Here is a 10,154-nt window from a genome sequence, read left to right as displayed (position 1 = left end):
CGCGGCGAGGTAACGCTCCTGCGCCGCGACGGCATCCTTCATCATGGCCTGGCGCTGCTCCATCCGCTCGATGACCGAAAGCGTGGCGGGGCTCTGGGCGCTGGCCTGCTGGCGATGCGCCTCGAAGCGCGCCTGCATGGCGGTGGCGCTGGCGCGCATCTCGTTGGCCAGCGTGTCGAACAGCGGCTGCTGCGTCGCGGTCAGTTTCAGTTCGGTGCGCAGGAAGGCGATGCGGCCCTCGATGAAGCGGCCCGGGCCGGCCTGGTCGGCCTGCATCTGCATATGCGGGCCAGAACCCATCGAACCGGGACCCATCGAACCGGGGCCCATCGGGCCAGGCTGCGTATTGGGTTGGGCGAGAACGAGGCCGCCGGCGAAACCGGTGGCGATCACGCTGGCGGCGATGAGAAGGTTGCGGACGGACATGACGGACTCCTGGGTTGCGGGCGGGTGCCGCCCCGGTTCCCGGGTGTATTCGGAACCGGAGCGGAGACGGCGCGGGAGGAAACTGAGCGCCGTCGTCACCCATAAACACGCAAGCCGCGGCGGAATCCTGCGCCGCCGGGAAAGGCGGTTTTACGCCGCTTCCGTCATGGCGGGCAGGGCCGCCATCTTGTCCTGGGCCGGCAGCCTGTTGCCGGCCAGCTTCTGCAGGGCCAGCAGGGGCACCAGCCGCTCGCCCACCGTGGCGATGCCATCCACCAGGCCGGACGACCAGGCCTCGCCTTGGTCGGCGCGGCTGATCGCACCGGCATCGATGTCGATGATGTCCGACACGCTGTCGACCAGCAGGCCGAGTGGCTTGCCCTGCAGCACCGCAACGACGATCACGTCCTGCGGCCGGGCTTCGGGCGCCGGCTTGCCGAGGATGTGCCGGGCATCAAAGACCGGCAGCACCTGGCCGCGCAGGTTGATCACGCCGAGGCAGCTCGGGTCGGTATCGGGCAGGGGCGAGACCGGCGACCAGCCGCGAATTTCCTGGATCTGCAAGAGCGGCAGCGCATAGGTCTGGTCTGCCACGTTGATGAGAAGGGCGTCGTAACGGTCCATGATCAAAGCTCCCCTGCCAGTCTTCGTCGTTGGCCGGTTGCGACCGCGATCTCGCGGTCCGGCGCGCAACACCACTGTCTTAGTGGCAACGGGCAGCCCGGCGGGAGTGCAGATTCGGTAAGCATGCGCCGGCGCGGCGCAGGGGGTTACCAAAAAATAACGGCCAGCCTCAGTAGGCTTCCGGCAGGTGGTCGGGCGCGATGAAATCGCTGAAGCGGGTGAACTCGCTTTCGAACTGCAGCACCACCTTGCCGATCGGGCCATGGCGCTGCTTGCCGATGATCACCTCGGCCATATTGGCGATGCGGGCCATCTTCTCCTGCCAGGCGGCATGGTCGGGCGTGTCCATCGTCGGTTCCTTGCGGGCCTCGTAATATTCCTCGCGGAACACGAACATCACCACGTCGGCATCCTGCTCGATCGAGCCGGATTCGCGCAGGTCGGACAATTGCGGCCGCTTGTCGTCGCGGCTTTCCACCGCGCGCGACAGCTGGGACAGCGCGATGACCGGCACGTTGAGATCCTTGGCCAGCGCCTTCAGCGCCTGGGTCACTTCCGAGATTTCCTGCACGCGGTTGTCGTTGCGGCGCGAATTGGCGCCGCGCACCAGCTGCAGGTAGTCGACGATGATCATGCCGATATTGTGCGCGCGCTTCAGCCGGCGGGCGCGGCTGCGCAGCAGCGCGATCGAGATCGCGCCGGTGTCGTCGATGAAGAACGGGATCTGCTGCAACGTCTTCGACACCGGCACGATCTGGCGGGTGAATTCCTCGTCGGTGATGTCGCCGCGGCGCAGGCGCTCCGACTGGATGCGGGTCTGCTCGGACAGGATACGGGTGGCGAGCTGCTCGGACGACATTTCCAGGCTGAAGAAGGCCACCGGGGCGCCTTCCTTGCCGCCGCTTTCGAAATAGGCCTTCGCCGCGTTGAAGCCCATATTGGTGACCAGCGCCGTCTTGCCCATCGAGGGGCGGCCGGCCAGGATGATCAGGTCGGAGGGATGCATGCCGCCCAGCTTGGCGTCCATGTCCTTCAGGCCGGAGGTGACGCCCGAGAGGCCGCCGCGCTGATAGGCGGCCTGCACCATCTCGATCGACATCTTCATCGACTCGCCGAACGAGACGAAGCCGCCCTCGGAATTGCCCTCGTCGGCCAGCTTGAACAGGCGCTGCTCGGCCTGCTCGATCTGGTCGGTCGCCGGCTCGTCGATCTTGGGATCGTAGGCGTGGTTGACCATCTCCTCGCCGATGCCGATCAGTTCGCGCCGCAGGGCCAGGTCGTGGATCACCTTGGCATAGTCCTCGGCGTTGATCACCGTGGTGGCGGAGGCGGCGAGGCGGGCGAGGTAGGTGGTGCCGCCGGCCTTGGCGATCACCTCGTCGCGCTCGAAATAGGCCTTCAGCGTCACCGGATTGGCGATCTCGCCGCGCTCGATCAGCGTCAGGGTGGCCTGGTAGATGCGGCGATGGGCCTCGTGGAAGAAATGCTCGGGCTGCAGGAAACCCGACACCTTCATGGCGGCGTCGTTGTTGACCAGGATGGCGCCCAGCAGCTCCTGCTCGGCGTCCAGGTTATGCGGCTGGATGCGAAAAGCGGGTTCCCCCGCGTTGTTCAGCGGGCCCCCATTGATCCCCTGGGTGGCCTGATCGTTGGCGGTCGGAGCGGAAAACGTGGTCACCACGGCCATTGCGGACTTCTTCCCAACTTCAGTGTACAGCCTAGCGGACTGCCGTTTCTTTTCGTGACTGCGCGATGACGGTTCTGTTGCGAAGCCACGCAGCGGGGCGGCATTAACGGCGATGCGGCCCCGCACTTCCAGTCCAGATTTTCATTGACGGCGTATTATCCACCGAATTCTGTCTGGGGATAAGTCAATTCGATAAGTCAGTATGTTAGCTGAAGAAATCCACAGGCATCGTTCATATGTATAAAGCGCGTTTCAAAAACGAATCGGGCCGGCATTGCTGCCGGCCCGATCTGTAATACAGGCAGGAGAGGGGATCAGGCCTGTTCGGCCTCGCCCTCTTCGGCTTCGGCTTCTTCCGTTTCGACGGTGACGCCTTCGTCCAGCAGGCTCTCGGTCGCCACCTGCTTCTCGGCCTCGGCCTCGGAGCGGGCGACATTGACCTTCACCTCGACCGCGACTTCCGGGTGCAGCGCCACCTTCACGGTGTAGACGCCCACCGCCTTGATCGGGTCGATCAGCGCAACCTGGTTGCGGTTCAGCGTGAAGCCGGCCGCGGTGACGGCTTCCGCGATGTCGCGGGCGCTGACCGAGCCATAGAGCTGGCCGCTGTCGCCGGCCTGGCGCAGCAGGGCCACGCTGAGGCCGACCATCTTGGCGGCGACCTTGTCGGCCTCGCCCTTCTTGGCCAGGTTCTGCGCCTCAAGCTGGGCGCGCTGCGTCTCGAAGACCTTCTTGTTGGCCTCGGTGGCCCGCAGCGCCTTCTTGCGCGGCAGCAGGAAGTTACGGGCATAGCCGTCCTTCACCTTCACCACTTCGCCCATCTGGCCGAGCTTCTCGACGCGTTCGAGCAGAATCACTTCCATTAGTCGTTCTCCCGGCTGGCTCCGGCCCCGGCGAAACGCCGGCGGAAACCCGCCCATTCTTCGATGAAACCCAGGATGACCACCAGTACGCCGACCAGTGCGCCAGCCACTACCAGGGCCGCATAAAAGGCGGCCAAAATCAGACCCGGCAAAGCGGCTTTCGCCGCCAGCCCATGCACCACCGCCAGCCCCTGCAGGAAGAAGGGGAAGGCCAGGATCGCCGCCACCGTGGCGCCGATGAAACCGGCATCGCCCGGCAGGGCGAGGCCGGCGACGATCGCCACCGCCAGCGCGATGGCCAGCCACCGTGGCAGAGCCAGCGCCCTGTAAAGCGGGGTCGGGCGACGGTTCTGCTTGAGCATCCGTGCCAGGCCCTGCGCCAGGGTGCCGTTGATCGCCATCATCACCAGCCAGCTGAAACCGAATACCGCCGGCATCAGCATGGCCAGGTTCTTCGCCATCGCCGCAATGTTGCTGCCCCGAAGATCGCTCTGGGGGGCAACGTCATTCTGCGGCATTGCCGCCAGGAACTGTTCCAGCAGCGGCTGCAGCATGCCCGGCATGCCGCCTTCGCGATCCGCCGTCAGCAGCAGCGCCAGGCCAAACAGGCCAAGCGCCCAGCCGGTGAGCCAGACGACCAGACGGCCGACCGGATACCATTCCAGCCCGTTGCTGACTTCGGCCGGCGCGGAGCCGGCTTCGTCGGCGGGACGGGCCAGCAGCGCCTGCCGCACCACCAGCGCGGCGGGCGCCGCGAAGGTGACGAGGTAGATGCCGCCGGACAGCAGGCCGTTCAGCGCGCTGATCAGCGTGCCGACGGCGCCGGCGATGGCCACGGCGGAAACGCCGTGGGTCAGGCCGGCCAGAAACAGCGGCAGCGGCGCCAGATAGCCGAGCATGATGCCGAGCGGACCGCTTGCGGCGGTCAGCACCAGCACCGCGCTCGCTCCACCGGCGAGGCTACCGAGTATCAGGCTGCGCATCATGGCTGCGGGTCCGTTACCGGCTCCCCTGCGGGAACCGGCAGTGGCTCACTTGATGACGAACGGCAGCAGGGCCAGGTTGCGGGCGCGTTTGATGGCCTGGGCCAGTTCGCGCTGCTTCTTGGCGGATACTGCGGTGATGCGCGACGGCACGATCTTGCCGCGCTCGGAAATGAAGCGCGACAGCAGCTTCACGTCCTTGTAGTCGATCTTCGGCGCATTCGCGCCCGAGAACGGGCAGGTCTTGCGACGGCGGAAGAACGGACGGCGGGCGCCACCGGCGCCGCCACGGCCGCCAGCGGCGGGCTTGGTACCAGTGCTCGACATTATGCGCTCTCCGGGGCAGCAGCAGTTTCTTCACGTTCGAAACGCGGGCGACGCTCGCCCCCGCGATCACCACGGTCGCCACCACGATCACCGCGGTCGCCACGGTCACGGTCGCCGCCGAAGCCGCCACGACCGCCGCCGAAGCCACGATCGCCAAAGCCGCGTTCGCTACGCTCGCCGCGTTCGCCGCGATCTTTGTTGAGCAGCATGGCCGACTGGCCTTCTTCCAGCTTCTCAACGCGGATGGTCAGGTAGCGCAGGATGTCTTCATGAATGCGCATGTTGCGCTCCAGCTCGGCAACGGCGTTGCCCGAGGCCTGGATGTTCATGAGCACATAGTGCCCCTTCTTGTTCTTCTTGATGCGGTAGGCGAGGTTGCGCAGGCCCCACTGCTCGGTCTTGGTGACCTCGCCGCCCTGGCCCTTGATGATTTCGCTGAATTGCGCGACCAGCGCCTCGACCTGGGTGGTCGAGATGTCCTGGCGCGCGATGAATACGTTCTCGTAGAACGCCATCGGCAGCTCTCCTTCTGGCTTTAGCGGCCCGGCGGCGGCGCACCATGCGACGACGGATCGGGCCTGGCCGGACCCGGCATGGGTCCAGCAAGGAGCTATGTGAGGGCGCGGACTATAGCGATTTTCCCCCCTTTGGCAATATGGGCCGGCAAGGCGGGATTGCCGCCTTGAAATCATGTTTTCGTTCCATATATGTTCTTAAGTGTCCACCGGCAAGGGGCAGGCGGCGCGATCCGGCAAAAATTTCCCAAAACCGTCTGATTTCGTTTGGAAATCACCGGATTTGGCAGGGCAGCGCCGGGAAACGCCGGAACAGCGTCGGGGATGACGGAACCCGACGCAAAGCGGTGGAAAAGGGTCGAATTTATAGCAGCGATATCACTGATATCACTTTTTAACGAATATGGAGGCCGGCATGGCCAGCATCGTGATCCGCAACATTGACGACGACCTCAAGGCCCGGCTGCGCCAGCGCGCCTACCGCCGTTGCCGCTCGATGGAGGAGGAAGCGCGCGAAATCCTGCGCGGCGCGCTGGCTACCGAAATCCGGACGGGCCTGGATTTCTGGCGGTCGGTCCAGCACCGCTTCGCCGGGCTTGAGGATGTGTGGTTCAGTATAGCCCGGCGCGGTGCGGCCGCGGCCGCCGACGGGGCACAAGAGCCGCCGACCTTCGGCTGACCCGGAGGTTACCCATGATCGTTCTCGATACCGATCTCTCTGCGGCGCTGATGCAGCCTGACCTGAATTCGAGGGTCTGGATCTGGCTGGGGCTGCAGATGGAATCCGAACTGCACACCACCAGCATTACGGTCTCGGAAATGCTCCACGGAGCGCTGTTGCTGCCAGCCGGTGCGCGGCGCGACCGGATGCTGGCTGCCCTGGCCGGCTGTTTCGGGGAGGGCTTCGGCGGTCGCGTCCTGCCCTTTGACGCGGCAGCCGCCGTGGAATATGCCGGCATCATCGTGTGGCGGCGCAGCATCGAATGGCCTATCAGGTCCCGCGACGCGCAGATCGCCGCCATCGCGCGCGCCCATGGCGCCACGCTGGCGACCCGCTATGTGGCGGATTACGGAGAATGCGGGATCAGGGTGATCAATCCTTGGGAACTGATGTGAAGACAGCCTATCTGGCCGCCGAGGGTTTCGAGGCGCAGTTGCGTGAGGAACTCGGCCCGCGTGTCACGGCCGAGCATGGCCGGCTGTTCCTGGCCGAAGGCGAGGGGCTTGCGCCCCCCTTTCATGCGGCATGGGCGGCCAACACCTGGTTCGACGTGCAGGAAACGGCAATCGAGTCCATCGGCGACGCGGCGGCCAAGCTGAAGGCCATCCAGCGCAACTGGGCCGCCTATGCGCCGCTGCATCATCGGCGGGCGAAGCTCATTGTCGAAAAGCTGCCGCATGTCTCGGCCAAACCGCTCAGCTTCGGTGCGCCGCTGCCCTCATCGCCGCTGGGCAGCTTCACGCTGCTGGCACCGGATCGCCTGCTCTATGCGGCGCGCTGTTCTTCGCCGCTCCCCCATGGCGAATTTGTTTTCCATGAGGACCGCGAGGGTCCGCCCAGCCGCGCCTATCTGAAACTCTGGGAAGGCCTCACGCGGCACCGGCTGGAATTCGGTTCCGAGCTGCCGAAGGTCGGCGACATCTGTCTCGATCTGGGTTCGTCGCCCGGCGGCTGGACCTGGGTGCTGGGTTCGCTGGGCGCGGATGTCACAGCCATCGACAAGGCGCCGCTGGCGCCCAACGTGGCGGCGATGCCCAATGTGCGCTGGCGGCAGGGCAGCGCCTTTGCGCTGGAGCCGAAGGAATTCCCGCGCGTCGACTGGCTGTGTTCGGACGTGATCTGTTATCCGGCGCGGCTGCTGAAACTGGTGCAGCGCTGGCTGGAATCAGGTGGCGTGGCGAACGCCGTCTGCACGCTGAAATTCCAGGGCGAGACGGATTTCGAAACGGCGCGCGCCTTCGCCGCCATCCCGGGCAGCCGGCTGGTGCACCTGCATCACAACAAGCACGAACTGACCTGGCTGTGGCGCCGGCCGGCGGCGTGATGAACTAGGCGCGTGGCTTCTGGGTGATCACGCCGTACCAGCCCAGGCCATCATAGGTTTCATAGCCGATGGTATGGGCGAAGGCGACCAGCGATCCGTCGGCGCCATAGTAATAGCCGCGATCCCTGTCGCCGGTTTCCAGCGGGAAGGCCTGGTACAGACCCTGATTGTCGGATGAGGCGATGATGCGGCGCTTGGCATCCAGCAGCAGCACGCGCGACCGCTGCCATTCTTCCGGGCTTAAGGAGGGTTCGTCCTTCACGATGCTCATGCCCTGCTTGTCCCAGTCGAACACCACGCCCAGCACGCCCAGCGGATCGCCATGGATCTGGCCGCCCGAGCGCACCGCGGCGGCATAGATCGCCACCGCCTTGTTGTCGTGGCTGACGCTCTGGCTGATGTCGTCGACGATGTAATCGTCGCCGGTGGCCGACTGCATCGCGGCCTGGAACCAGCGCGTCTGCGCCACCGAGGCGCGGGCGACGCGCGGGAACAGTTTCGGGTTCGAGGTGGCGACGACGCGGCCCTTGGCGTCGGCCAGCACCAGATTCAGATACACGGTGTAGAAGCGATTGATCATCGCCAGCCGTTCGCTGGCGCGGGCGAACAGTTCGTCGGAGGGCTCGGCCAGGGCCTGCCACATGGCATCGTCGGTGGCCCACCAGCGGCAGTCGCAGGTGCGCTCATACAGGTTGCGCACGATCAGCTGCACCATGGTCTGCGCCATGTCGGTCAGGCGCGGGCCTTCCAGGTCCTTCACGATCTGGTCGACGATCTCTTCCGCCGCGCGTTTTGAATCGACGATGCGCTTGAGCACCACCTCGCGGAAGCGCTTGGAATTCTGCGAGGCCTGGTTGGCCAGCGCTTTCACCTCCTGCGCCACCACGGCGAAGCTGCGCCCGACCTCGCCGGCGCGCGCCGCCTCGATCGAGGCGTTCAGCGACAGCAGGGTGGTCTGGAAGGCGATCTCTTCGTTATTGGCACCGAATTGCTGTACATCCTGTTCGATACCGTCGATCAGTTGATGCACCTGCAGGTGATGCGTCTGGTTGGTCATTGTTTATGGCACTCTTATTATATGGCGAGACCCAAGTCGCAAATGCAGGATGTATGCCGACGAGTTTAACGGGTGCGGAGCGCCAGCCCCTCTATCTTGATGAGAGCGGATTTGAATTGTCGGCAGGTTGTGATCACAATATCGCATTCGCTGCCCTATATGACTGGATATGTGGGTGATTATTTCGGCACCGGGCCAGGGCAAGTGCCGAAAAAACAGGCTGAACGGGAGCGCGTCGGATGAATAGCCGCCAGGAACGCGATGCTTTTGGCACGGTCGGGGTGCCGGCCGACAAATACTGGGGCGCGCAGACCCAGCGGGCGCTCAGTCTGTTTCGGATCGGAAACGAAAAACTGCCGCCGGCGCTGGTGCGCGCCATTGGGCTGCAGAAACTGGCCGCCATCCGCGCCAATGCCAAACTCGGCGAAGTGCCGGCCGATCTGGCCAATGCCATCGAACAGGCCGCCCGCGAAGTCTGGAGCGGGCAGTTCGACGCGCATTTCCCGCTGCCGGTCTGGCAGATCGGCTCGGGTACCGCCACCAACATGAATGCCAACGAGGTGATTGCCAACCGCGCCAACGAACTGCTGGGCCAGCCGCTCGGCACCAAGGCGCCAGTGCATCCCAACGATCACGTCAATCGCGGCCAATCCTCGAATGATACCTTCCCGACGGTGATGCATATCGTCACCGTGCTGGAGCTGAAGCAGCGCCTGATCCCGGCTTTGCAGGGCCTGCACACGCAACTCGACGCCAAGGCGAAGGCCTGGGCCGATATCGTGAAAATCGCGCGCACCCATCTGCAGGATGCCACGCCGATGACGCTTGGCCAGGGCTTCGGCGCCATGGCGCGGCAGGTCGAGCTTGGCATCGCGCGGATCGAAGACAGCCTGCCGCGGCTTTATGCGCTGGCCCAGGGCGGCACCGCGGTCGGTACCGGGCTGAACGCCAAGGTTGGCTTCGATACGGCCTTCGCGCGTGAACTGGCCGATCTTACCGGCCTGCCTTTTGCCGCCAATCCGAACAAGTTCGAGGGCATGGGTGGGCATGACGCGCTGGTCGAGGCCAGCGGCATGCTCAACACCATCGCCGTGTCGCTGGCCAAGATCGCCAACGATATCCGCTTCCTCGGCTCTGGGCCGCGCGCCGGTCTTGCCGAGCTGGTGCTGCCGCATGACGGGTTGACCTCGTCGATCATGCCGGGCAAGCGTAATCCGACGCTGGCCGAGGCCCTGCTGCAGGTCTGCTACCAGGCGATGGGCAACCATGTGGCGGTGACCCATGCGGCGGCGGCCGGCCATTTCGAGCTGAACGTGGCCAAGCCGGTGATCGTGCATAATATCCTGCAGTCGATTGCCTTGTTGGCCGATGCGGCGGCCGTGTTCGGCAGCGACATGGTGGCCGGAATCGAGCCGAACACGGTTACGCTGCAGCGCAACGTGGAGCATTCGATCATGCTGGCCACGGCGCTCAATCCGCATCTGGGCTATGACCGGGTGGCAAAGATCGTTAACAAGGCCTTCGCCGAGGGGATCAGCCCGAAACAGGCGGCGATTGAGCTCGGCCTGCTGACGGCTGAGGAGTATGACCGGCTGGCTGATCCACGCAGCATGCTGGGGCCGCGGGC

At 65.1% G+C, this 10,154-nt stretch carries 12 protein-coding genes; 4 read left to right on the top strand and 8 right to left on the bottom strand.

Going from position 1 to position 10,154, the window contains the following annotated elements:
* The 7 genes from Q1J79_RS15985 to rpsF all read right to left on the bottom strand — a co-directional run.
* Nucleotides 1-426 (bottom strand): Spy/CpxP family protein refolding chaperone (locus Q1J79_RS15985; protein ID WP_300302332.1); only part of this gene is annotated, 426 nt, incomplete at its 3' end.
* Between the two features lie 150 nt (nucleotides 427-576).
* Nucleotides 577-1,050, bottom strand: a complete 474-nt coding sequence (locus tag Q1J79_RS15980; RefSeq protein ID WP_300302330.1) for a chemotaxis protein CheW — start codon at nucleotides 1,048-1,050, stop codon at nucleotides 577-579.
* A gap of 169 nt (nucleotides 1,051-1,219) precedes the next feature.
* Nucleotides 1,220-2,737, bottom strand: coding sequence for a replicative DNA helicase (locus Q1J79_RS15975; RefSeq protein WP_300302328.1), 1,518 nt, complete (start codon nucleotides 2,735-2,737; stop codon nucleotides 1,220-1,222).
* Nucleotides 2,738-3,051: 314 nt separating this feature from the next.
* The gene (gene rplI / locus Q1J79_RS15970; protein WP_300302326.1) at nucleotides 3,052-3,600 is read right to left on the bottom strand and encodes a 50S ribosomal protein L9; all 549 of its coding nucleotides are present in this window, start codon (nucleotides 3,598-3,600) and stop codon (nucleotides 3,052-3,054) included.
* Complete coding sequence (locus Q1J79_RS15965) at nucleotides 3,600-4,586, bottom strand: DUF2232 domain-containing protein (protein WP_300302325.1); 987 nt, start codon at nucleotides 4,584-4,586, stop codon at nucleotides 3,600-3,602. The genes rplI and Q1J79_RS15965 overlap by 1 nt, the downstream gene beginning before the upstream one ends.
* 45 nt (nucleotides 4,587-4,631) lie before the next feature.
* The gene (gene rpsR, locus Q1J79_RS15960; RefSeq protein ID WP_300302323.1) at nucleotides 4,632-4,910 is read right to left on the bottom strand and encodes a 30S ribosomal protein S18; all 279 of its coding nucleotides are present in this window, start codon (nucleotides 4,908-4,910) and stop codon (nucleotides 4,632-4,634) included.
* Nucleotides 4,910-5,425, bottom strand: a complete 516-nt coding sequence (rpsF, locus tag Q1J79_RS15955; protein ID WP_300302321.1) for a 30S ribosomal protein S6 — start codon at nucleotides 5,423-5,425, stop codon at nucleotides 4,910-4,912. The genes rpsR and rpsF overlap by 1 nt, the downstream gene beginning before the upstream one ends.
* 415 nt (nucleotides 5,426-5,840) lie before the next feature.
* Between rpsF and Q1J79_RS15950 the strand changes: the two genes are divergently transcribed.
* The 3 genes from Q1J79_RS15950 to Q1J79_RS15940 are packed head-to-tail and all read left to right on the top strand — an operon-like array spanning nucleotide 5,841 to nucleotide 7,470.
* Complete coding sequence (locus tag Q1J79_RS15950) at nucleotides 5,841-6,104, top strand: plasmid stabilization protein (protein ID WP_300302319.1); 264 nt, start codon at nucleotides 5,841-5,843, stop codon at nucleotides 6,102-6,104.
* A gap of 14 nt (nucleotides 6,105-6,118) precedes the next feature.
* On the top strand, nucleotides 6,119-6,541 hold the full coding sequence (locus tag Q1J79_RS15945; protein WP_300302317.1) for a type II toxin-antitoxin system VapC family toxin: 423 nt from the start codon (nucleotides 6,119-6,121) through the stop codon (nucleotides 6,539-6,541).
* On the top strand, nucleotides 6,502-7,470 hold the full coding sequence (locus tag Q1J79_RS15940) for an SAM-dependent methyltransferase (RefSeq protein ID WP_300302314.1): 969 nt from the start codon (nucleotides 6,502-6,504) through the stop codon (nucleotides 7,468-7,470). The genes Q1J79_RS15945 and Q1J79_RS15940 overlap by 40 nt, the downstream gene beginning before the upstream one ends.
* A gap of 4 nt (nucleotides 7,471-7,474) precedes the next feature.
* On the opposite strand, the gene Q1J79_RS15935 is transcribed toward Q1J79_RS15940, so the two are convergent.
* On the bottom strand, nucleotides 7,475-8,527 hold the full coding sequence (locus tag Q1J79_RS15935; RefSeq protein WP_300302312.1) for a methyl-accepting chemotaxis protein: 1,053 nt from the start codon (nucleotides 8,525-8,527) through the stop codon (nucleotides 7,475-7,477).
* Nucleotides 8,528-8,766: 239 nt separating this feature from the next.
* On the opposite strand from Q1J79_RS15935, the gene Q1J79_RS15930 reads away from it, so the two are divergent.
* On the top strand, nucleotides 8,767-10,154 hold a 1,388-nt coding region (locus tag Q1J79_RS15930; protein WP_300302309.1), incomplete at its 3' end, for a lyase family protein.

This window comes from Ferrovibrio sp. (assembly GCF_029255545.1).
Classification (GTDB): Bacteria; Pseudomonadota; Alphaproteobacteria; order Ferrovibrionales; family Ferrovibrionaceae; genus Ferrovibrio.
The sequence above is the reverse complement of the archived record's forward strand: the minus strand, read 5'-3'. Positions and strand labels throughout refer to the sequence as shown.

Bases quoted from the DNA above. Each gene is read 5' to 3' on its own strand.
- Q1J79_RS15980 (WP_300302330.1), bottom strand. From the start codon at position 1,050: ATGGACCGTTACGACGCCCTTCTCATCAACGTGGCAGACCAGACCTAT.
- Q1J79_RS15935 (WP_300302312.1), bottom strand. From the start codon at position 8,527: ATGACCAACCAGACGCATCACCTGCAGGTGCATCAACTGATCGACGGT.
- Q1J79_RS15950 (WP_300302319.1), top strand. From the start codon at position 5,841: ATGGCCAGCATCGTGATCCGCAACATTGACGACGACCTCAAGGCCCGG.
- rpsF (WP_300302321.1), bottom strand. From the start codon at position 5,425: ATGGCGTTCTACGAGAACGTATTCATCGCGCGCCAGGACATCTCGACC.
- rplI (WP_300302326.1), bottom strand. From the start codon at position 3,600: ATGGAAGTGATTCTGCTCGAACGCGTCGAGAAGCTCGGCCAGATGGGC.
- rpsR (WP_300302323.1), bottom strand. From the start codon at position 4,910: ATGTCGAGCACTGGTACCAAGCCCGCCGCTGGCGGCCGTGGCGGCGCC.
- Q1J79_RS15940 (WP_300302314.1), top strand. From the start codon at position 6,502: ATGCGGGATCAGGGTGATCAATCCTTGGGAACTGATGTGAAGACAGCC.
- Q1J79_RS15975 (WP_300302328.1), bottom strand. From the start codon at position 2,737: ATGGCCGTGGTGACCACGTTTTCCGCTCCGACCGCCAACGATCAGGCC.
- Q1J79_RS15945 (WP_300302317.1), top strand. From the start codon at position 6,119: ATGATCGTTCTCGATACCGATCTCTCTGCGGCGCTGATGCAGCCTGAC.
- Q1J79_RS15965 (WP_300302325.1), bottom strand. From the start codon at position 4,586: ATGATGCGCAGCCTGATACTCGGTAGCCTCGCCGGTGGAGCGAGCGCG.